General features: G+C 50.4%; 17 protein-coding genes, 2 tRNA genes and 2 pseudogenes. 6 read left to right on the top strand and 15 right to left on the bottom strand.

Annotated features, from left to right (window positions below):
• The first annotated feature begins 272 nt into the window (after window positions 1-272).
• Entirely contained in the window at window positions 273-1394 is a 1122-nt protein-coding gene (gene asd / locus BZG14_RS00405; protein WP_077607686.1) for an aspartate-semialdehyde dehydrogenase, read from the top strand.
• A 140-nt stretch (window positions 1395-1534) separates the two neighbouring features.
• Here the strand turns inward: asd and sodB are convergent, their stop codons facing one another.
• Window positions 1535-2119 carry a superoxide dismutase [Fe] gene (sodB, locus tag BZG14_RS00410; protein WP_069362010.1) on the bottom strand — a complete coding sequence of 195 codons (585 nt, stop codon included), beginning with the start codon at window positions 2117-2119 and terminating at the stop codon, window positions 1535-1537.
• A 282-nt stretch (window positions 2120-2401) separates the two neighbouring features.
• Between sodB and grxD the strand changes: the two genes are divergently transcribed.
• Window positions 2402-2740 (top strand): Grx4 family monothiol glutaredoxin, encoded by a 339-nt coding sequence (grxD, locus tag BZG14_RS00415; RefSeq protein ID WP_077607670.1) that lies wholly within the window; start codon window positions 2402-2404, stop codon window positions 2738-2740.
• A gap of 105 nt (window positions 2741-2845) precedes the next feature.
• Here the strand turns inward: grxD and BZG14_RS00420 are convergent, their stop codons facing one another.
• The 3 genes from BZG14_RS00420 to rnt form a co-directional block, all read right to left on the bottom strand.
• Complete coding sequence (locus BZG14_RS00420) at window positions 2846-4168, bottom strand: Na+/H+ antiporter family protein (RefSeq protein ID WP_077607671.1); 1323 nt, start codon at window positions 4166-4168, stop codon at window positions 2846-2848.
• A 488-nt stretch (window positions 4169-4656) separates the two neighbouring features.
• Entirely contained in the window at window positions 4657-5991 is a 1335-nt protein-coding gene (locus BZG14_RS00425; RefSeq protein WP_077607672.1) for an outer membrane protein transport protein, read from the bottom strand.
• A gap of 500 nt (window positions 5992-6491) precedes the next feature.
• Complete coding sequence (gene rnt / locus BZG14_RS00430; RefSeq protein ID WP_077607673.1) at window positions 6492-7160, bottom strand: ribonuclease T; 669 nt, start codon at window positions 7158-7160, stop codon at window positions 6492-6494.
• A 209-nt stretch (window positions 7161-7369) separates the two neighbouring features.
• On the opposite strand from rnt, the gene motY reads away from it, so the two are divergent.
• Complete coding sequence (gene motY / locus BZG14_RS00435) at window positions 7370-8272, top strand: flagellar protein MotY (protein WP_077607674.1); 903 nt, start codon at window positions 7370-7372, stop codon at window positions 8270-8272.
• A gap of 519 nt (window positions 8273-8791) precedes the next feature.
• Here motY and gloA read toward each other — a convergent pair.
• The 10 genes and pseudogenes from gloA to BZG14_RS00485 all read right to left on the bottom strand — a co-directional run bounded on the left by gloA (window position 8792) and on the right by BZG14_RS00485 (window position 16125).
• Complete coding sequence (gene gloA / locus BZG14_RS00440; RefSeq protein ID WP_046075308.1) at window positions 8792-9208, bottom strand: lactoylglutathione lyase; 417 nt, start codon at window positions 9206-9208, stop codon at window positions 8792-8794.
• Window positions 9209-9295: 87 nt separating this feature from the next.
• Window positions 9296-9742: pseudogene (gene nth / locus BZG14_RS00445) on the bottom strand (endonuclease III); the annotation flags it as partial.
• A gap of 17 nt (window positions 9743-9759) precedes the next feature.
• Window positions 9760-10458: an electron transport complex subunit E gene (locus tag BZG14_RS00450; RefSeq protein WP_077607675.1), complete on the bottom strand. Its 699-nt coding sequence runs from the start codon at window positions 10456-10458 to the stop codon at window positions 9760-9762.
• On the bottom strand, window positions 10455-11093 hold the full coding sequence (gene rsxG, locus BZG14_RS00455; protein ID WP_077484801.1) for an electron transport complex subunit RsxG: 639 nt from the start codon (window positions 11091-11093) through the stop codon (window positions 10455-10457). The genes BZG14_RS00450 and rsxG overlap by 4 nt, the downstream gene beginning before the upstream one ends.
• Window positions 11090-12169 carry an electron transport complex subunit RsxD gene (gene rsxD, locus BZG14_RS00460; RefSeq protein ID WP_077607676.1) on the bottom strand — a complete coding sequence of 360 codons (1080 nt, stop codon included), beginning with the start codon at window positions 12167-12169 and terminating at the stop codon, window positions 11090-11092. Before rsxD ends, rsxG begins: the two co-directional genes overlap by 4 nt.
• A 5-nt stretch (window positions 12170-12174) precedes the next feature.
• Window positions 12175-14322: an electron transport complex subunit RsxC gene (gene rsxC, locus BZG14_RS00465; RefSeq protein ID WP_077607677.1), complete on the bottom strand. Its 2148-nt coding sequence runs from the start codon at window positions 14320-14322 to the stop codon at window positions 12175-12177.
• Entirely contained in the window at window positions 14322-14897 is a 576-nt protein-coding gene (rsxB, locus tag BZG14_RS00470) for an electron transport complex subunit RsxB (RefSeq protein WP_077484805.1), read from the bottom strand. The genes rsxC and rsxB overlap by 1 nt, the downstream gene beginning before the upstream one ends.
• On the bottom strand, window positions 14894-15478 hold the full coding sequence (gene rsxA, locus BZG14_RS00475; RefSeq protein ID WP_046075315.1) for an electron transport complex subunit RsxA: 585 nt from the start codon (window positions 15476-15478) through the stop codon (window positions 14894-14896). The genes rsxB and rsxA overlap by 4 nt, the downstream gene beginning before the upstream one ends.
• 452 nt (window positions 15479-15930) lie before the next feature.
• A tRNA-Asn gene (locus BZG14_RS00480) sits at window positions 15931-16006 on the bottom strand.
• 43 nt (window positions 16007-16049) lie between these two features.
• A tRNA-Asn gene (locus BZG14_RS00485) sits at window positions 16050-16125 on the bottom strand.
• Window positions 16126-16884: 759 nt separating this feature from the next.
• Between BZG14_RS00485 and uvrB the strand changes: the two genes are divergently transcribed.
• The 3 genes and pseudogenes from uvrB to BZG14_RS00500 all read left to right on the top strand — a co-directional run bounded on the left by uvrB (window position 16885) and on the right by BZG14_RS00500 (window position 21041).
• Window positions 16885-18912 carry an excinuclease ABC subunit UvrB gene (gene uvrB / locus BZG14_RS00490; RefSeq protein WP_077607678.1) on the top strand — a complete coding sequence of 676 codons (2028 nt, stop codon included), beginning with the start codon at window positions 16885-16887 and terminating at the stop codon, window positions 18910-18912.
• A gap of 308 nt (window positions 18913-19220) precedes the next feature.
• Window positions 19221-20668 (top strand): annotated as a pseudogene (luxO, locus tag BZG14_RS00495) (quorum-sensing sigma-54 dependent transcriptional regulator LuxO).
• Between the two features lie 13 nt (window positions 20669-20681).
• Window positions 20682-21041: an Hpt domain-containing protein gene (locus BZG14_RS00500; protein ID WP_069361189.1), complete on the top strand. Its 360-nt coding sequence runs from the start codon at window positions 20682-20684 to the stop codon at window positions 21039-21041.
• Here the strand turns inward: BZG14_RS00500 and yvcK are convergent.
• Window positions 20973-21905 (bottom strand): uridine diphosphate-N-acetylglucosamine-binding protein YvcK, encoded by a 933-nt coding sequence (gene yvcK / locus BZG14_RS00505; RefSeq protein ID WP_077484810.1) that lies wholly within the window; start codon window positions 21903-21905, stop codon window positions 20973-20975. The genes BZG14_RS00500 and yvcK overlap by 69 nt on opposite strands.
• Window positions 21906-22058: the final 153 nt, after the last annotated feature.

Consider the following 22058-nt stretch of genomic DNA (forward strand, 5'->3'; position numbering starts at 1 on the left):
ATCATTACGAATTGTTGTGCTCGTGTTTTTTAAAGGTTTCTTTAGTGTTTTTTATTAATGATTTTTATGTGTATGAGAGCAGTGTTTTTCGGCGTATGTACGTTAAACAACGTTAGGCGTCAGTGACGGAAGGTTTAAAAAATGGTGGATAATTGAGCAGAAAAAGGGGCTAACCTGACGACTGAGAAAAGACGTGTTAGTATCAAAAACGTTTTTTCACTGACTGTCGAACTTTATACGACGGTCACACAACATGGAGTGTGAAAATTATGATGCGAGTAGGTTTAGTTGGCTGGCGCGGCATGGTGGGATCGGTGCTGATGCAGCGTATGGTAGAAGAAAAAGATTTCGACCATATCGAACCTGTCTTTTTTAGTACCTCTCAAGTGGGTATCGACGCACCGAACTACGGTAAAGATTCGGGCACCTTAAAAGATGCTTACGACATTGAGATGCTAAAAACCCTCGATGCTATTATCACCTGCCAAGGCGGAGACTACACCAATGATGTTTACGCAAAGCTGCGTGAATCAGGTTGGAAAGGCTATTGGATTGATGCGGCGTCATCACTACGAATGGCAGATGATAGTATCATCACTTTGGATCCGGTTAACTTCAAACAAATCCAAGCGGGTATTCATCAAGGCACGCGTACCTTTGTGGGGGGTAACTGTACCGTCAGTTTAATGCTGATGGGCTTGGGCGGCTTGTACCAAAACGGGTTGGTCGAGTGGATGACTGCCCAGACGTATCAAGCTGCGTCTGGCTCAGGCGCCAAGCATATGCGCGAATTGATCAGCCAAATGGGTGTGATCAACGATGCCGTTAATACCGATTTGGCCAGTCCTGCTACCTCTGTTCTGGATATTGACCGCAAAGTCGCGCAAACCCTACGCTCGGGTAATTTCCCAAGTGACAACTTTGGCGTGCCACTTGCCGGCTCACTGATCCCTTGGATTGATGTGAAGCGCGACAATGGTCAAAGCAAAGAAGAGTGGAAAGCTTCGGTGGAGACTAACAAGATCTTAGGGCTAGACCACAATCCGATCCCTATCGACGGTACGTGTGTTCGTGTCGGGGCGATGCGTTGTCACAGTCAGGCACTGACCATTAAGCTGAAAAAAGCGGTGCCAATGGATGAAATTGAAGACATGATTGCATCACATAACGACTGGGTCAGTGTGGTGCCTAATGAGCGCGATGTCACCATGACGGATCTGAGTCCGGCTAAAGTGACAGGCACCATGTCTGTGCCGGTGGGCCGTTTACGTAAACTGGCAATGGGTGACGATTTCCTCAATGCCTTTACCGTAGGTGACCAGCTGCTGTGGGGCGCGGCAGAGCCTCTGCGTCGTACATTGCGTATTATCTTGTCGGAAAAAGCGCAAGACTAATCACTGAGCGATAACCATCGCAAGCCGTCAACGACGTTGGCGGCTTTTTTATGTGTATCGCTTAGTCTTAGCGTTTCAAGCGCGCATAAAAAAGGAGGCGATAGACGCCTCCTTAGCTTCAAGCTTTTTCGTAAGCTGACTTAGCCTGCGAAGTTTTTCGCCACGAAGTCCCAGTTAACCAGCTTCCAGAAGGCAGCGAGATAGTCTGGACGCACGTTGCGATAATCGATGTAGTAAGCGTGCTCCCAAACGTCCACAGTCAGTAGTGGTGTTTCACCGTCGTGAGTCAGTGGGGTTTCAGCGTTTGAGGTGTTGACGATCGCTACTGAACCATCAGCTTTTTTCACCAGCCACGTCCAGCCAGAGCCGAAGTTGGTGACTGCTGCGTTGGTGAATTGAGTTTTAAACTCATCGAAAGAGCCAAAGGCTTTCGTGATTGCGTCTGCAACGTCACCAGTCGGCTCGCCGCCACCGTTAGGGCTTAGGCAGTGCCAGTAGAAGGTGTGGTTCCACACTTGCGCGGCATTGTTGAATACGCCGCCTGAAGAATTTTTGATGATCTCTTCGAGTGACTTACCTTCAAAATCAGTCCCTTCAATCAGACCATTAAGCTTCACGACATAGGTGTTGTGGTGCTTGTCGTAGTGATAGTCCAAGGTTTCTTTTGAGATATGTGGTTCGAGTGCATCTTTTGCGAACGGGAGTTCTGGTAGTTGGAATGACATTGCTTATATCTCCGTTTTTATCGTGAGAGTGCTTCCTGTAGTCCATCACCGGCGCTCAAGCGTGTGGTTTGTCATCAATGATCACATGAACCACTCATCACCTAAGCATCGGGTGTGGCTACTATTTTCGTTTTGCTCAGTGTAGTTTAGCAAGTTTTTACTTTATTAAAAGGATCGCAGTAAAATTTTTATGCCTAATCCCACAAAAGATTTAGGCATTTTTTTCCGGCCTGTTAACCAGTAGAATCAAGACAAGATTCACAGACAGTGTTCGAGGAAGCAATGGAAAYAACGGACAAAATTAAGCAGCAAATCGAAGAAAATGCGATTCTGCTTTACATGAAAGGGTCGCCAAAACTGCCAAGCTGTGGTTTTTCGTCACAAGCCTCTCAAGCGCTTATGTCGTGTGGTGAAAAGTTTGCATACGTGGATGTATTACAAAACCCAGATATCCGCGCAGAGCTGCCTGTATACGCGCAGTGGCCAACCTTCCCACAACTTTGGATTGAAGGTGAATTGGTCGGCGGTTGTGACATCATTTTGGAAATGTTCCAAAAAGGTGAGCTACAGCCACTGGTCAAAGAAGCGGCCGAGCACCGTGATGCGAGCGAAAACGAATAGCGCGGTTACTGATGTGACAGGCCACGAAAAAGCCACGTCTTGGACGTGGCTTTTTCGTATTCATCGATGCGTGAAATTGCGCGTTACGTTTGTTGGCGCCCCCGCTTAGAGCACCATGGCCGCGAGCCAGCCAAACGCAATTAGTGGCAAATTGTAATGAATAAAGGTGGGGACGACCGTATCCCAAATGTGTTCGTGCTGACCGTCGGCATTCAGCCCGGACGTGGGGCCCAAGGTGGAGTCTGACGCCGGCGAGCCTGCGTCGCCCAATGCGGCTGCCGTGCCTACCAACGCAATCGTTGCCATCGGTGAAAAACCAAATGCCAGAGAGAGGGGCACATAAATCGTCGCGATAATGGGAATGGTCGAGAAGGACGAGCCAATCCCCATGGTGACCAGAAGACCCACCACCAACATTAGAAAAGCCGCCAGTGGCTTATTCTCACCAATGGAGCCAGACAGGGACGCGACCAAGGATTCGACCCCCCCTGTCGCTTTCATGACGGCGGCAAAGCCCGCGGCGGTGATCATGATAAAGCCAATCATCGCCATCATGTGCACGCCTTTGGTAAACACATCTTGGGTGTCTTTCCAGCGGATCACGCCACCAAAGGTAAACACCATAAAACCAGCCAGCGAGCCCACAATCATTGAGCCGGCCATCAGCTGAACACTTAGCGCGGCAACAATCGCAATCGCGGCGACCCACAAGTTGCGCGATTGAATGCCTTGGTTTTCCGGCTCAGCGCTCAAGACGTCTTTTTCACTGTATTGGCGAGGCTGACGGTAGCTGATAAAGGTGGCGATCAGCAGGCCAACGACCATACCCGCCGCAGGCAATAACATCGCGGTAGGGACTTGGCTTGCGACTACATCGAGACCATTGTCATTGAGATTTTTGAGCAAAATGTTGTTCAAAAAGATGCCGCCAAAACCGACCGGTAACACCATATACGGCATAATWAAGCCAAAGGTGAGCACACAGGCGACCAATCGACGGTCAAGTTTTAAGCGTTGGAACACATGCAATAGAGGGGGGATCACAATAGGGATAAAGGCAATGTGGACCGGGATTGCGTTTTGCGACGAAATCGCTAACAGGCCTAATAGGACTAAAACAACGTATTTAAAGGTGGCGGTATTGGCATCGGTGGGACGCGCGTTTAACTTGCGGATCACCGAGTGCGCAAGCACATCCGTGATCCCAGAACGGCTGATAGCGACCGCAAAGGTGCCGAGCATCGCATAGCTCAGGGCAATGGTGGCGCCGCCACCCAGTCCGCCCTCAAAGGCACTAATGGTGTCGGAAATACTAAGACCACCGACCAAGCCACCAAGGACGGCGCTGAACGTGAGCGCGACAACGACATTTACACGCATAAGCGCCAATGCCAGCATGACGCAGACTGAAATGACTACCGGGTTCATTAAACATTCCTGTTATGGGTGTGGTGACTGCAGCTTCACTGCAGGGATATCTATGGTTTTGTAATTAAGCTACCCAGTTTGCGCAAAATTTTGTCCGTGTCGAGGGGTAATCGGTTTTTTTTGGTTACTTTCTTTCATGCTTGTCAACCTTGCTGCAATTCGCGACCAGTAAAGTAGGCAAAAAGGGACGGCTGCAAATGCTAGTGGTGTGAAAAGCACTGGTGTGGGGGGAGCAATTGCGGGTGTGGCCATACGAGGCGATCCTGTTCGATAGCGACCCAGTGCCGCTAAGCAGACCCTCCGCGCCAAGGACGGCGCGGCGGCGCCCCCAGGGATGGGTTCACGGCATGTCTGTGTGCGGGGCTTGGTCGCGTTATTCCATCATAGCGGCCAGCCATCGCTTCTAATGTCATTCAGGGCGGGATACTAGATCGAAAAAAGCCGGCCTATGTAGGCCGGCTTGTTGGGTTATGGCTAGGTAGCAGTATTTAGAACAAGTAGTTCAGCTGCAAACCGTAGATGTAAGCATCGCCACCGGCTGAGAACGCAAATCCATCTTCATTTCCGTCGACTTGGTCACCATCAAGGAAGGCAAAACCCGCATCAACAGAGAGGTTGTCATTGGCGGTATAGGTAGTACCTAGGCTCCACCAATGGCGGTCTGAATCAGGAATACTCAATGTGCGGTCTTCAGCGTCAACAGGGCTTTCATCATAGGCGTAACCCGCGCGGAAGGCCCAATGGTCATCCATAGTATAAGTAGCACCTAATGCATAACGCCAGCTATCATTCCAGTTTTCGTCTTTTTGTAGACACTGATTGTCAACGTTATTTACTAAATCATTACATTGTTCCCCAGTAGCTTTAAGCTCTTGGAAGCTATCCCAACCGACATACATCGCACTATAGTGCACCGCAATTTGTTGGTTAAGTTGGTGAAAGCCAGAAAACTCGATAACTTCTGGTAAATTGAGCTCTAGTTCGCCACTGACCTTATCGAATTGCCCAGGTGTCCCAGTGCCATAAGTTGACAACCCCTCGTAATCTCCTTCAAGGGTTATATCCGTTTGCGAGCGATAGGAAAGACCAAAACGGTTGTCCTCATCTAGCTCCCAAAGAACACCCAAATTCCAGCCAAAGCCCCAGCCGTCGCCTTGTAAGTGAGCTATTTTAGTTTCAGGGTTTGTGATATTAAACGATGCCAGTTTTGCTCCAGTGCCGAAATCGATAGCTCCTGCCCCTGCAAATCGATTTAATTCTGCATCGGCGTAAATGGCACTGATTCCTGCGCCAATACTCCACTGGTCATTCAATTTATAAGCAATATTGGGATTAAAGTTCATAGTGACCAGCGCCGTATCACCTGCGCCTGGTCCTGCGGCAAAATCTTTGGAGTATTCGGTTGATAAACCAAAATTAGAGAAAGCCGAGAAACCAACGGCGAGCCGATCATCAATCGGCTGAATCAAATGAAAGTTGGGCACATACTCAGTAGGAGCCAGATCTTTTTCTTCCGTTGAAAGGTTCGCAGCTTGTAGCGCCTGTTTATTAAGAAGACCATCTCCACCACTTTTAACATCTGCATGCACCTCTGGGTCAATAATGGTCAAGCCGCCCGAGAACGCGGTAGTGTTAAAACGGGTTAGGGCAGCGGCGTTGCGTGCACCCACTGCGGCATTATCTGCGATAGCGGCTTCACCGGCAAAAGCACGCCCCAAACCGGATACCGAGGTTTCTGATACTTGAAAGCCGGCGCTGTGTGCTTGCACGGCTAACAAAGATAAACTGGTTGCCACTAGCGATTTCTTAAATAGTGATGACATAACGCGCCTCACTCCTTTGTTAATTAGCTTCTTGTTCTTTGGGGCCGCCGCTTCAGTGCCCATCTTACGTGGGCGTGAGAAGTGGTCGGATGTTCTACAGGTTCAATAGTGGCACCAATTTCACGTTTGTTAAAGGTTGGTTTCAAAACGGGTAACACGGTATTTCACCTGGTTAGGCTGACATTGTTTCTATCGGTTGTTTTAAGTAAAAACTCTATTTGAGTAATAACTATGTTCAGCCCCTATTTAACGTGATTTTTACATTTTTATTTTGTCGCTCACTCCTTATGTGCCTGTTTAATAGTGGTTAGTCTGATAACGAAATAAAGACCAAAATAAGATCACAAAAATGTGACCGCAAACAAATTGTTAACAAGTCTAAGCAGAACTTTTTGTGGTTTGTGAATACGTTTGGCGTCAATTAACCAGGGTCGGTCGCAACGCAAAGGTTGCGTTGTTGCCGACCTGGCTGCGCGCATGTGATCTTTACATCAGCGTGATTAGGTAGAGGGGGACGCTGTGCTCTCCGAGGTGGAGGGAAGCGGCCAACCGCCTAAACGTTTCCAACGATTGACGATTTCACAGAATAGCTCAGCGGTGCGCTCGGTATCATAGAGCGCACTATGCGCCTCTTTATTATCGAACGGGATTTGCGCCGTTTGGCAGGCTTTCGCCAATACCGTTTGCCCGAGCGCCAGTCCACTCAGGGCGGCGGTATCAAAGGTGGCGAAAGGGTGGAACGGGTTACGCTTGAGCTTTGCACGCTCGGCGGCGGCCATTACAAAGCTATGATCGAAATTGGCATTGTGGGCGACCATAATGGTGCGTTGGCACTCTACCGCTTTTTGCTCTTTACGAATCAGCTTAAAGATTTCCCGCAAGGCCTCGCCCTCATCAACCGCGCCACGTAGTGGGCTATAAGGGTCACGGATGCCGGTGAACTCTAAAGCGGCTGGCTCTAGGTTGGCGCCTTCAAAAGGGGTGACATGAAAGTGTAGCTTTTTGTCTGGCGATAGCCAGCCCTGCTCATCCATTTTTAGTGTCACGGCACATATTTCTAGCAGTGCATCGGTTTGGGCATTGAAGCCGGCTGTCTCAACGTCGACAACGACAGGGAAATAACCACGGAATCGGGCTTTGAGACTGTTTGGATCACTTGCTTGGCTCATGCTGATGTCACTTTACTAACAATAAGAAAAGCGTGATTATCGCAAATAGTGGCGTTAAGCTAAAGTCGGCGTGTCACGCGTCGATAACTTTATAATCATTTGTTTGTGTCTTAGTCATGTTTCGGTCACTGTCCTAGCGGTGATGTACGCAACCTTGCAAGCAGTAAACTGTGCGTGAAGACAGAATCACGCGACGTACGGAGTCTGTAATGGCGTTTTGTCCTGTTGATTTAATAAAATGGCGCTTTGTGGTGGTGTTATCATGTGTTGGTCTGCTTTTGCCCAACCAAGCGTCTGCCAACAAGCAGTACGTGGCATCCTTGGGGGAGTCAACCTGGACAGTGACGATTGATACGCCAATCGAGTGCCGGTTAGAGCATGACGTGCCCGGGTACGGGCAGGCCTCGTTTACGTCGCGGGCGAGCAAAGACATGAATCTCGATTTCTCACTCGATATGCTGCGGCCCATGGGTGAGACCGCGCCGGTGTCACTGCTTTCCATGCCCGCTGACTGGATGCCCGGGGAGCCGGCACGTTATATGGACCAACTCAAATTTTTCAAGCAATTTAATGGTTATGTGGGCGGTAAAACGGCTTGGGCGATGCTAAGTGAGTTAGAGGCAGGTCGATTTCCGACATTTAGCTTTAAAGATTGGCGGCGTCAGCGGCAGCAGGTAGATGTGGCCTTGTCGGCGGTGGCATTTGGCTCGCCATATAATGAATTCAGCCGATGTCTGAATAAGCTGTTGCCTTATGCGTTTGAGGATATTTCTTTTACGGTGTTGCGCTACCAAGAAAATAGCGATGAGTTGACCAAAGCCAGCCGTCAGCGACTCACGCAGATAGCCGAGTTTGTTCGTTACAGCGACGATATCGATTTGGTGTTAGTGGCGACCTATTCAGATGCACGAGGCACCCGTGAAGCCAACCAGCAAATGTCGGAGCGGCGGGCGAAGAAATTGCGCGACTACTTCACCTCGCTGGGCTTGCCAGAAGATAGAATTACCGTTGAGGCTTATGGCGAACGCCGCCCGATTGCCGACAACGATAACCCGATTGGACGCAGCAAAAACCGCCGTGTGGTGATTTCGTTGGGAAGAACTTTGTTGTAGACGATAGCCGCAGACGTTACCCGAGATTCCGAAGCTATTTTTAGAATTTATTTCGCCGAAGATGCCGACGCGTTCGTGACAATTGCGGAATCATGCCGAGTTTGAGGCACTAACGGAGAGGCATGTGATTTTTGATGACGAGTCACGTTTAACCTCCTGATAGTAATGAGAGATAACTTAATCGAAAATTGCTATCAGAACCCAACTTGTACAGCCAATACTGAATGACTTAGCCATTCGAGGCGTGATGGGTGTCACGTAATTTATTAGATAACTAGGTGCGTAATGGCGGTTCTAACGGTAACGGACGGCATCAATACCTTTAGCGAACAAGCCAGTTTCATGCTCTAGGCGGCGTAATGTCACATTGGATCTGGTTCTGTTGGTGTTCGATCGACAGCAAAAGCTAGGTATGCATTCCCACGCGGGAGCGTGGGAACGAGAAAGAAAAACAAAGACAGAACAAAAAAGCCCGGCATCTCGTACGCCGGGCTTTTCATTTTGACCTGTCTTGCTGTGTTAGCCGTTCAGGCCCGCAGAGGCACTTTTGTTCTGGATCAGCTCGAGCTTGTAACCATCAGGGTCAGTAACAAACGCGATTTCAGTACTACCGCCTTTGACTGGGCCTGGCTCACGGGTGATGTTGCCACCCGCTTGGCGGATTTGATCACAGGTCGCGTAAACATCATCGACCCCAATGGCGATATGGCCAAAGGCGTTACCGTGATCGTACTCGCTTTCACCCCAGTTATAGGTCAGCTCAATCACGGCACCTTCTGATTCGTCGCTATAGCCGACAAACGCGAGGCTATATTTATACTGCTCATTTTCATTGGTGCGTAACAAACGCATTCCCATTACTTCGGTGTAAAACTTGATAGCACGGTCTAGATCACCGACGCGGATCATAGTGTGTAGAATTCTGCCGTTTGACATGACGTTGCTCCTTTTTTGCTTGCCAGTGCTCGCCCTCGATGGCGTTAGCTATCTGGATAAACTTTTTCTTTGTACTCACATAAATCTCTTGGTACGATTGGACACGCGAAAAATGTGGGTATCGACAGCGATGGTGGGCCAACCAAACGCGGTGTTGAGTACCACATTGGCGGTTTTGCGTCCCACGCCGGGCAGGGCTTCTAGCGCCTCTCTACTTTCTGGTACCTCGCCATGGTGTTGTTCAATCAAGGCGCGGCAAGTTTTAATCACGTTCTCGGCTTTGGAATTAAACAGGCCAATATTTTTGATATAGGACTTCACCCCATCCACGCCCAATGCCAGTAGCCCTTCGGGCGTATTGGCCACTGGATACAGCTTATCGGTGGCTTTATTGACACTCACATCGGTTGCTTGCGCAGACAGTAACACCGCGATTAACAACTCGAAAGGGGTTGACCAATTGAGTTCCGTTTGCGGGTTTGGGTTGTTATCGCGCAGGCGTTCCAGAATTTGCCGTCGTTTTTCTTTATTCATTTATCCTATCCTGTCGATCATTGATTACCCGTCACACGCGCGCGCTCAATCACTGGCTTGTCGTCTTTTTCTGTTTTACTGGCAAGGTGTGTATCAATGATGTTCTTCAACGCGATCAGAAAGCCGACCGCGAGAAACGCGCCTGGTGGCAATATCGCTAGTAGAAACTTGGTGTCGAATTGAAAAATTTCAATCCGCAGTGCGGCAGCCCAATCACCGAGCAAGAGGTCGGCGCCATCAAACAAGGTGCCATTGCCGATGATTTCGCGAATAGCGCCGAGTACCACCAAGGCTGCTGTCATGCCGGTGCCCATCCAAAAACCATCGCTCACTGACAAACCAACAGGATTTTTGGAGGCAAAGGCTTCGGCACGGCCGATGATAATACAGTTGGTGACAATCAAGGGGATAAAAATCCCCAGTGATTGATAAAGGCCGTAAGCATACGCATTCATGACCAGTTGCACACAGGTCACCAGTGAAGCAATCACCATCACGAAAATAGGAATCCGTACCTCTTTAGGTACCCAGTCTCGGATCAGTGACACAATTAAATTAGAGCCAACGAGTACGGCCAAGGTGGCGACCCCTAGGCCAAGTGCATTGGTGACGGTAGCGGATACCGCCAACAGTGGACACAGCCCCAATAACTGCACAAACGCTGGGTTATTACTCCACAAGCCATTTTTCATTAGCTCTTTGTGGGCGCTATTCATGACGCTCCTCCGCAATTCACTGGTTGGTTGATCAGCGCTTCTTGGCGTTGACTCACAAACCAAGCCGCCTTTTTGACGGCGCCGACAACCGCGCGCGGGGTAATGGTGGCACCGGTAAACTGATCAAACTGCCCGCCGTCTTTTTTCACCGCCCAGCGCGCATCATCCTCACTGGTGACGGTTTTGCCGCTAAAGCTATGGATCCAATCTGACACCCGCAAGCTCACTTTATCACCCAGCCCCGGGGTTTCGTTATGCTCGAGAACCCTTACGCCCAGCACCTGGTGGCTAGTCGCGTCCATACCGATCAAGACCTTGATAGCACCATTGTAGCCATTAGGGGCGATGGCTTGGATGGCAACGGCGCTGACCTCACCGTTGAGGGTGGCAACATAAAAAGGCAGCGCGTCATCGGTCCCCAAGGCGTCCTTATTTTCGACAAGGCGACAGCTTTGATGCAGTGCATTATCGTGCCTGTCTTCAGGGATCACCTGATTGAGCGCCTTTGATAATTGAATTTGCTGCTGCTCTTTAATGGTGTCTTCGGTCAGTGCGTGAGTGACCGCAACCAGTGCTGTCGACAAGAGGGCAGCGATTGCGAGAATGCCCCCATGTTTTTTTATGGTCTCAATCATGATTTTGACTTCTTCTCTGCACGGTTTGTGGCATGCCCATACGTTCTTGGCTTGGTGTAATAATCAATCAAAGGGACGCACAAGTTGGCAATGATCACCGCAAATGCGATCCCATCAGGGTAGCCGCCCCACGTACGGATTAAATAGACCAATACGCCAATTAGGCCCCCAAACCATAAGCGGCCACGGTCGGTCGTGGAAGCAGAAACCGGATCGGTGGCGATAAAAAACGCCCCGAGCATGGTGGCACCGGATAACAAATGGATCAGAGGCGAGGCGAGTTGATCCGGCGCGATCAGGTGGCCGATCAATGAGCATACAAGTAAGGCGGCGAGTAGCGCGACCGGAATATGCCAATTGATAATGCCACGTTGGATCAGCACCAAACCACCGAGGAGATAAAGCGTGTTGACCCACGCCCAACCTTTACCGCCTAGCGCTGAGAAAATGGGCCGCTGCAAGGCTTCACTCACGGTTTGACCGCCGGCCAGTGCGGTTTTTATGGTATCCAGAGGCGTTGCCATGGTGGCGCCATCCACGGTCATACGCAATTGGTTGACGCTAAAGCCATCTAAGGTATAGCCGCCAAAAATTGCCGCGAGCGTATCGGCAATGGTCAAGCTATGGGTGGCGAGACTCTCCGGTGGTAACCAGGTGGTCATTTGCACTGGAAAAGCGATGAGCAGTACCACATAGCCAACCATGGCAGGATTGAAGAGGTTCTGTCCTAATCCGCCGTAGATATGCTTGGCAACAATAATCGAAAACGCGGTACCTATGACGATCACCCACCAAGGTGCCATCGGCGGGATCGCGACCGCCAATAAAAACGCGGTGAGAAGGGCACTGTTGTCACGCAGGTAAGCCATTACGGGACGACGTCGTAGCCGCATCACCAGCGCTTCGGTTGACCATGCCGTGATAACTGCCAAGGTTAATTGAACCAGCACGCCCCAGCCGAAGAAATACCACTGTGCGGCCAAACCGGGTAGGGCACAGAGGAGCACCGTCAGCATAAGATGGCTGGTGGAACGTTTGTTGTGGGCGTGTGGTGAACTTGCGATGAAAAACGCCACGTGGGTTATTCCTTATCTTCTTGTGATTGTTGTGCCGCTTTACGTGCTTTGGCRCGGGCAACCGCGGCGGCGACAGCGGCTTTTTTGTCGTTAGCCTCGTCAGCTGCCGGCGYGGTGTCCGCAGCRTCGGATGGCGTATCRGCAGYTGTTGCAGGTTGTGGCTTGGTGTCGCCTTGCTGMGCCGCTTTACGCGCTTTGGCRCGSGCAACCGCGGCSGCGACGGCGGCTTTTTTGTCGTTAGYCTCGTCAGCTGCCGGCGMGGTRTCTGCAGCRTCGGATGGCGTATCGGCAGCYGTYKCAGRTTGTGCCTTGGTGTCGCCTTGCTGCGCCGCTTTACGTGCTTTGGCGCGGGCAACCGCGGCGGCGACAGCGTCCTTCTTGCCGTCTTGGCCGTCGGGGATTGCCTGTGAATCGGTGGCCTCTGAGGCTTTTTGCGCCTCTTTGGCCGCCTTCCGCTCTCGCGCTTGACGCTTACGCTCTTCGCGCAATTTCATCATTTCACTGTTGTCTGGCTCATCACTGCCTGCTTGCGCCGCTTCGGCCTGTTTCGCTTTTGCTCGGGCGATTGCCGCTGCTACGGCAGGTTTGACATCGCTCGATGCCGACTGCGCGGCTTTTTTCGCCTTCACCCGCTCCACTGCAGCGTTAAGCGCATCATCGGAGCCAGTATTTTGTTGCGCGGCTTTTTTGCGACGCTCTGCGGCTTTGCGATGTTTTTCTTCTCGCTCCTGCTTTTCACGTTCCATGCGCGCTTTTTTGGCTTCAAAGCGCTGACGTGCGCGCTCCGCGGCTTCTTTTTCCGCTTCAATTTCACGAATTTCCGCTTTGGCCTGGCGATAGTATTGCACCAGCGGGATTTCACTGGGACACACATAGGCACAAGCGCCGCATTCAATACAATCGAAGAGATCATAGTCTTGGCACTTGTCGTAGTCCTGATCTTTGGCATACCACTGCAATTGCTGAGGTAAAAGGTGAGCGGGACAGACATCGGCACAGGCACTGCAACGAATGCAGGCCATTTCTTGCTTGGCAGGCGCTATTTCCTTGCGCGTTGGCACTAGCACACAGTTAGTGGTTTTGGTTACCGGCACTTGTGCGTGTGGGACGGTAAAGCCCATCATTGGGCCGCCGATAATCACCCGTGGCTGTTTTTTCTCTGCCTTATAGCCATGGTGTTCCAACAGCTCGCCAATTGGCGTGCCGAGAAGCGCCCACCGGTTTTGCTGGGTTTTGAGCGTTTTCCCAGTCAAGGTGACCACACGCTTAATCAGCGGCTCGCCATCTAACACGGCACGTTTGATCGCATAGATGGTCCCGATGTTTTGCATAAGCACGCCAATACTAGCGGGAAAGGCTTTGGCAGGGACTTCTTTCCCGGTAATGATTTGAATCAGTTGCTTTTCACCGCCAGATGGATACTTGGTAGGGACTACCTGGATGAGTATGTCCTCATCGACGGCTTTCACCGCAGCTTTAAGCGCCGCGATAGCCTCTGGTTTATTATCTTCAATGCCAATCACCGTCAGCTTAGGCTTAACAATGTGATTAAGAATCTGTATCCCCGCGACGATTTCATCGGCGCAATCTTGCATCAGCCGATCGTCGGCGGTGATATAAGGCTCACATTCTGCGGCGTTGATGATAAGGACTTCTGTTCTGGCCAAGCCACTTTGTAGCTTTCTTGCGGTTGGAAAGCCTGCGCCTCCCATTCCCGCAATGCCCATAGACCGGATATGATCGATCAATTGCTCGGGCGGCTGAGTTTGATAGGCCGGTAGGGCAGGCTTAGGTCTCCACGTATCTTTGCCATCGGGCTGAATGACCACGCAACGGTCGGACAAGCCTGAGGGATGCGCAATGGTTCTATCTTCGATAGCAATCACGGTGCCTGATGTCGGTGCATGTACCGGCACACATTGTTGAATATCTGTCTCAGTGAGGGCTTGTCCCGCGAATACCTGATCGCCCTGGCTCACGCATAGTTTGCCCTTACTGCCAATATGCTGCTTGAGCGGTATAACAAGCTCGGTAGGGAGAATCTTTTCTAAAATGGCCCCCCGATTCGACTGGGTTTTATGCTCAGGCGGATGAATGCCACCATGGAAATCCCAGATCTGGCCATGTTTTATTTGTTCGATAAGGCTGTCCATCAGGCGCGTGCTCTCTGACTCTCAGTAACATCTACAACGGGAATTTGTTCAAGCTTCCATTTCCAGGTTTCGGGCGTGTCCTGAACGGGGATCATTTCAATACAGTCGGTCGGACAGGGGGCGACACATAAATCACACCCAGTACAATCTTGCTCGATCACGGTATGCATCGCTTTGGTGCTGCCCACAATGGCATCGACCGGACAGGCCTGAATGCATTTAGTGCAGCCAATGCAATCTTCTTCATGAATGAAGGCAACGGTTTTGATACTTTTTTCTTCATCGTGGGCGAGTTCGGTCGCTTCGACACCCATCAAATCAGCCAAGTTTTCAATGGTTTGCTGACCACCTGGTGGACATTTGTTAATCTCGTCACCATTGGCAATGGCTTCCGCATAGGGACGACAGCCAGGGTAACCGCACTGGCCACATTGCGTTTGCGGCAGAATGGCATCAATTTGATCGACAATCGGATCCGCCTCCACCTTGAAGCGAATCGAGGCGAAACCGAGAATTGCACCGAATATGGCGGCAAGCGCGGCAAGCACTATCACCGCTATCACTATTCCACTCATGATAAAGTCACCAGTCCWGTAAAGCCCATAAAGGCGAGCGACATTAATCCTGCAGTAATCATCGCCACGGACGCACCTTTAAAAGGTGCCGGGACGTCAGCAGCCGCAATGCGCTCACGCATTGCAGCGAATAAAACCAGCACCAACGAGAAACCACACGCCGCACCAAAGCCATAAATAATCGACTCGATAAAACTGTGCTGTTGCTTAACGTTGAGTAGAGCGACGCCTAACACTGCGCAGTTGGAGGTGATCAAGGGCAAAAATACACCCAATAGCCGGTGCAGTGTTGGGCTGGTTTTATGCACCACCATCTCCGTGAACTGCACCACCACCGCAATCACTAAGATAAAGCTCAGTGTACGCAGGTATCCGAGATCAAGTGGGATCAGAATATAGGTTTCAACCAGATACGAACTCACTGATGCCAAGGTCAACACAAAGGTTGTGGCAAGCCCCATCCCAATTGCTGTTTCCAGTTTTTTTGATACGCCCATGAATGGACACAAGCCCAAAAACTCCACCAGTACGAAGTTATTGACCAATACCGTGCCCACCAGTAGCAACAAATACTCAGCCATGCTGTTTAATCATTTAATGTTTTTGTGATCTGTCTATTATCGACCTTTGAAGCGGCTATAACAACCGCCATTGCGCAGGGTTTTTGCTTGGCTCGCTGTAAGCTGTTAGTGACGCTTTCCGCGCGTACCTTATTCTAAGGGTAGTGGCAGTGTAGCGTGTTCGATCACGGTAAGAGTGTATGATGAGATCACGGAAAAGTAAGATAGGTCAAAGAGAAGAGAGACATAGAATTGGCTCCCCCAACTGGACTTATCGGGAACGCCTAGTTGGGGGCGCCCAGCCCAGTGACATATTCCGCATTGCGGAACGATTAGTCTGAAGAACTAAATTTGCCATCGGACATAAATTTGGCTCCCCCAACTGGACTCAACGGGGGCGCCCAGCCCAGTGACATATTCCGCATTGCGGAACGATTAGTCTGAAGAACTAAATTTGCCATCGGACATAAATTTGGCTCCCCCAACTGGACTCGAACCAGTGACATACGGATTAACAGTCCGCCGTTCTACCAACTGAACTATGGGGGAATCGTGTTGCTATTGTGCTCTGTGGTGTGGTGTCTCAAGAAGATGGCTCCCCCTGCGGGACTCGAACCTGCGACATACGGATTAACAGTCCGCCGTTCTACCAACTGAACTAAGGGGGAATTGCCTTGAGAACGGAGCGAATGTTAGCGAGCGCCTTGAAAGGTGTCAACTGATGAAAAGCAATAAAATCTATCTTTTCAATCGACTGCTGAAAAGCTAGCCATCGACGATGATAAAAACACCATAGTGGCGATTGATTAAGCATGGCGGCTAATTTTATCTTGACTTTTTATACGGCTGATTATGAAAGGGCTCTCAGCGGTTACCCACAGATTCTGTGGATAACCATGTGTGTGGATCCTGATCAACTCACGCGATGACTGATTTTCTACCAGCTTGACGCAGTGGTGATACGCATAAACAAATATATAACGTGTTTATTTTTAATGGTTTTTGTTTGTTTAACGCCATAAGATTGAAAAAAAAACTGTTGGGGATTATACACAGGTCGCTATGTGCTCACCCCCTGAGTATCGGGGATAAAACGGTCGTACTAGAGAGTATTGGGCAGAGATACGCACGAAAACACGTGATTTAGAGGATTTATTTTTATCGCACTATCTTTAGTTAGCGTTTTCTTTGCTTAGCGCTTTGTCTTCGTGTAGAGGCTGGATGCAGTGCATGCATGCCAAAAGAGGACAGACAGGTTACCTAGGAGCCATAGTGAGATCAAGCATTCAATAAGAAAAAGATCGCAATGATTATCTTGCGAGTAATGAACGGCAGTCGTTGACTCCGTAGGGCGAGTCAGGACAATAGGCTTTTCGCGTTAGCGCCCCAATCTAGACACAGTGGTCAGCCCCTAACAGGATAGTTTCATGAGTAAAACATTTACACTGCACTCTGCTTTTAAACCATCAGGGGATCAGCCTGAGGCCATTCATCGCCTGTGTGAAGGATTAGAGGCCGGCCTTGCCCATCAAACGCTGCTGGGGGTAACAGGCTCGGGGAAAACCTTCACCATGGCCAATGTCATTGCTGAGCTTAATCGTCCGACGATGGTATTGGCCCCCAATAAAACCTTGGCGGCGCAGCTCTACGGAGAGATGCGCGAGTTTTTCCCTGATAATGCGGTGGAGTATTTCGTCTCTTACTACGATTATTATCAACCAGAGGCGTATGTCCCTTCGACGGACACCTTCATAGAGAAAGATGCATCGATTAATGATCATGTTGAGCAGATGCGCTTGTCGGCGACAAAAGCGTTGATGGAACGCCGTGATGTGGTGATTGTGGCGTCGGTCTCTGCCATTTATGGGTTGGGCGACCCCGATTCATATTTAAAAATGATGCTTCACATCCGTCGTGGTGACTTTTTAGACCAGCGCACCATCTTACAACGCCTCGCTGAATTGCAGTACACCCGCAATGATTTGGCTTTTGAGCGCGGAACGTTTCGCGTTCGCGGAGAAGTCATCGATATCTTTCCGGCCGAGTCAGACAAAGATGCCATACGGGTAGAGCTGTTTGACGACGAGGTGGAAACCATTAGTGTGTTTGATCCCTTAACTGGGCAGGTGAGTGTCAAAGATATGCCTCGTTGCACCATCTATCCTAAAACGCACTATGTGACACCGCGCGAGCGGATCCTCGAAGCGGTCGAGCAGATAAAAGTGGAGTTAGCGGACCGTAAAAAAACACTGCTTGAGCACAATAAACTGCTGGAAGAGCAAAGGATCACTCAGCGAACGCAGTTTGATATAGAGATGATGAACGAGTTGGGCTATTGCTCGGGTATCGAAAACTACTCGCGTTATTTGAGTGGCCGCGCAGAAGGCGAACCACCACCGACCTTGTTTGATTATTTACCCGCCGATGGACTGTTGATCRTCGACGAGTCGCACGTCACGGTGTCGCAAATTGGTGCCATGTACAAGGGCGATCGCTCGCGTAAAGAGACCTTGGTGGACTATGGGTTTCGGCTGCCTTCCGCGTTGGATAACCGACCGCTAAAATTTGATGAGTTCGAGGCACTGGCACCACAAACCGTGTATGTCTCGGCCACGCCGGGTAACTATGAAGCTGAAAAATCGGGCTCGGATATCATTGATCAAGTCGTGCGTCCAACGGGGCTTATCGACCCTGAAATAGAAGTACGTCCGGTGGCCACCCAAGTTGATGATTTGCTCTCCGAAGTACGCGCGCGTCGTGAGCGAGACGAGCGCGTACTCGTGACGACCCTGACTAAGCGYATGGCTGAAGACTTAACCGAATATATGCAAGAACATGACGTCCGCGTGCGGTATCTGCACTCCGATATTKATACGGTGGAGCGTATGGAAATCATTCGAGACTTGCGCCTTGGTGAGTTTGATGTGTTAGTTGGGATCAACTTGCTGCGAGAAGGGTTAGATATGCCGGAAGTGTCATTGGTGGCGATTTTGGACGCGGATAAAGAAGGCTTTTTACGCTCTGAACGTTCGTTGATTCAAACCATTGGCCGCGCAGCACGTAACCTTCACGGCAAAGCGATTTTGTATGGCGATTCGATGACCAAATCGATGAAACGCGCCATTGATGAAACCGAGCGACGCCGGGCTAAGCAAATTGCCCATAATGAGGCGCATGGCATCACGCCACAGAAACTGAACAAGAAAGTGATGGACGTGATGGAGATAGGCACGGGTAAACGGAGTAAACCTGCGAAACCAGCAGCCAAATCGCTGCGTGCCGTTGCCGAGCCTGATGCGGATTATGCGTTGAAGTCACCACAACAAATTGATGCTGAAATCAAAAAGTTGGAAAGTCAGATGTTTGAGGCCGCGCAGAACCTAGAGTTTGAAACCGCGGCACAATTGCGAGATCAGTTACAAGCACTGCGTGAGCAGTTTATTGTTAATAGTTAATGGGGTGAACAATCACCGCTTGAAAGTAAAAAAAAAGCCAACCTAAACGACAGGTTGGCTACAGTGTTTCAGTGAGTGAAAACTCACAAACAACGTCAGTTGGCTAGGTGACCCCTGAGGGTCACTGGAATAGATGCATTTGGCGTGCCAAAAATAAAAGATAGCCATTACATCGACAAAACGTGTGGTTTTAACGGACTCGTCCCGCTACAATGGTTGTAAAATTGCATAATGCAACGCATTTCGCATACGCTCGTGCAACTGAGTGAGTTAACGCTACACGCCGCGATGCGATTCTTGGAGGATACATGCCAGCACTATCACCCAGTAAACGAATTTTGATGGTGGAAGATACAGCGTCGGTGGCGGCGTTATATAAATCCTACCTTAACCCTTAGATGTGGATGTCACCATTGTAGGGACGGGGCAGGAAGCGATGGCTTTTTTCGAGCAAGAAGGCGACCAGTTAGCACTGATGATTTTAGATTTACGCCTGCCAGATATGTCGGGCATCGATGTGCTTGCCAAAGTGCGTGCGGTCGCGCCCGATTTACCCGTGATTATCATGACCGCTCACGGTTCGATTGATGCCGCTGTCGATGCGATGCGTCATGGTGCCAATGACTTTTTGATCAAGCCATGTGAAGCCGATCAGTTGCGTGTCACGGTCAATAAGTCGCTCAAACCCAAGCCGAGTCATCCGGAGAAAGCGACTAAACAGGAAAGTGAATACCACGGGTTCATTGGCCGTAGCTTGCCGATGCAGGCGGTCTACCGTGTGATCGAATCGGCCGCACCCAGTAAAGCCACGGTGTTTATTACCGGTGAAAGCGGGACAGGTAAAGAGGTGTGCGCAGAAGCGATTCATGCTGCCAGTACACGAAGTAACAAGCCGATTATTGCACTAAATTGCGCGGCGATTCCGAAAGATCTGATTGAAAGTGAGTTATTTGGCCATGTGAAAGGAGCCTTTACGGGCGCTGCGTCCGAGCGCGAAGGGGCTGCAGAAATGGCCAATGGTGGCACCTTGTTTTTGGATGAAATTTGCGAAATGGATATGGATTTGCAATCCAAACTGCTACGTTTCATTCAAACGGGGAGTTTTCAAAAGGTTGGCTCTTCGCAGGTGAAGTCAGTGGATGTTCGATTTGTCTGTGCCACCAACCGCGATCCCTGGCTCCAAGTACAGCAGGGGAAATTCCGGGAAGATCTCTACTACCGCTTGCACGTCATTCCACTCGAGTTGCCACCTTTAAGAGAGCGTGGAGACGACGTCATCGCCATTGCCAATGCGTTGCTTGCTTTGTTTTCCGCGGAAGAAGGCAAAGATTTTTGTCGTTTTAGTGACGAAGTGACCACGCAGCTCCTTCGCTACGATTGGCCAGGCAATGTTCGGCAGCTGCAAAACGTGATTCGTAACATTGTGGTGTTGCATAACGGCGAAGAAGTCAGCAAAGAAATGCTACCATCGCCAGTCGCTCGCGTTTCTGGTGTTGAAATTGCATCTACAGGGGATAACACGCGATCGGAAGCGGCGAACAGCGCACTAGCGCCGCACGAGCCCGTCAAACCAGCATCACCAGTGGTGATGAAAGCCGATATAGAACCACTGTGGAAAACGGAAAAACGGGCGATTGAAGTCGCGATCGATGTGTGTAATGGCAATATCCCGCAAGCAGCGGGGTTACTTGAAGTTAGCCCTTCAACCTTGTATCGAAAGCTACAAGCTTGGCAAAAATCTGCGGCGCATGAATGATAGGAATGGATGTATGGCCACCACAGTAAATACTGACACATTACGTCGACTGAAATCAGAAGTAGGCGAGGATACGGTGACGGCTTTGCTCACTGTTTTTAGCGATGAGCTATCGCAATACCATTCTCAATTGTCTGGTTCTCCGTCGATCGAGCAAGTGCGTGAGATCAGCCATGCGATAAAAAGCAGTGCAGCCAGTTTTGGTGCGGATGATTTGGCCGAGATGGCGCGTGAGTGTGAATCACGGGTCAAGCAAGGCCAACAAGAGTGGATGACACATCATTTAGATGAGCTAACCGAAATGCTACGAGGAACGGCTTCTACCTACCGAGAAATGGCCGTCGAGCAGAGTTTCATCAATAGCTTGACGTAGTTTATCCCTGTCATGACGCCAATGATGATTTGAAGAGGCCAAGCTGGCCTCTTTTTGTTGGTAACGCGTGGCGAGCTGCGGCGCGTGTTGTTCTCCGATCACAACATCGATTTCTTTCCCGCCCATCGCGCGCTCGCACCAGGAAAGCATCGTTGCTAAAGGCATCTCGCCCGCTGGCCCGATTTCCTTGCCGAGGTTCCTAATAAACACCAGCTTGGCCTGAGCATGTTTTAACGCACGGCCGAGTTCAGGGACCAATAGTGGCGGCATCACACTGGTCAAAAAGCTGCCAGGGCCGAGTAAAATCAAGTCAGCGTGCTCGATAGCCGCAATCGCTTCGCGGGTCGCGGGGACGGTTGGGGACAAAAAGAGACGCGTCGGTGGCGCGCTTAGCTCATCAATGTGTGTTTCCCCCGACACTGTTTCGCCCGCTGGCGTTAACGCGGCAAGCTCAGAAGGGTGCTCAGACATCGGCAGTAAATTGGGGCGGATATCTAGCAGATCGCGAATAAGYTGGATGGCTTCCAGCGGACGGACTGAGAGGTTATCCAGCGCCGTCAGGATCAGGTTACCTAAATTATGACCGTTCAGCTCACCTTTCCCTTTGAAGCGATATTCAAACAGCATGGAGCCGACCGAGGGCTCGGTAATYAGTTGGTTGAGGCAGTTACGAATGTCGCCCCAGGCTATCCCTCCTTGACATGCGCGAATACGACCCGTTGACCCGCCGTTATCGGTTGTGGTGACAATGCCTGTTACCTGCTCGCCATAGTCCCCCAATGCCGATAAGACGCGTCCCAGACCATGTCCGCCCCCAATCGCGACGATACGTTGTGAATGCTGATCTGAAACTTGTTGGGTCATTGCTTGGTTTCCTGAGAAAAATCAATGCGTCTAGTTTACCTGAAGCTCGAGCGACAAGGTATTGACCGCAGCAGTAAAGTGTGACTAAGTCAGGAAAGTAGGATAAAAGGGTGAAAGCAAAAAAAAGAGGTAACGCGTCGCGTTACCTCGCCC

The organism is Salinivibrio sp. IB282 (genome assembly GCF_001995685.1).
Classification (GTDB): domain Bacteria; phylum Pseudomonadota; class Gammaproteobacteria; order Enterobacterales; family Vibrionaceae; genus Salinivibrio; species Salinivibrio kushneri.

Bases quoted from the DNA above. Each gene is read 5' to 3' on its own strand.
- motY (WP_077607674.1), top strand. From the start codon at position 7,370: ATGGCGTTTTGTCCTGTTGATTTAATAAAATGGCGCTTTGTGGTGGTG.
- rsxG (WP_077484801.1), bottom strand. From the start codon at position 11,093: ATGATTGAGACCATAAAAAAACATGGGGGCATTCTCGCAATCGCTGCC.
- BZG14_RS00500 (WP_069361189.1), top strand. From the start codon at position 20,682: ATGGCCACCACAGTAAATACTGACACATTACGTCGACTGAAATCAGAA.
- BZG14_RS00450 (WP_077607675.1), bottom strand. From the start codon at position 10,458: ATGAATAGCGCCCACAAAGAGCTAATGAAAAATGGCTTGTGGAGTAAT.
- rnt (WP_077607673.1), bottom strand. From the start codon at position 7,160: ATGAGCCAAGCAAGTGATCCAAACAGTCTCAAAGCCCGATTCCGTGGT.
- rsxB (WP_077484805.1), bottom strand. From the start codon at position 14,897: ATGAGTGGAATAGTGATAGCGGTGATAGTGCTTGCCGCGCTTGCCGCC.
- asd (WP_077607686.1), top strand. From the start codon at position 273: ATGCGAGTAGGTTTAGTTGGCTGGCGCGGCATGGTGGGATCGGTGCTG.
- BZG14_RS00425 (WP_077607672.1), bottom strand. From the start codon at position 5,991: ATGTCATCACTATTTAAGAAATCGCTAGTGGCAACCAGTTTATCTTTG.
- sodB (WP_069362010.1), bottom strand. From the start codon at position 2,119: ATGTCATTCCAACTACCAGAACTCCCGTTCGCAAAAGATGCACTCGAA.
- gloA (WP_046075308.1), bottom strand. From the start codon at position 9,208: ATGTCAAACGGCAGAATTCTACACACTATGATCCGCGTCGGTGATCTA.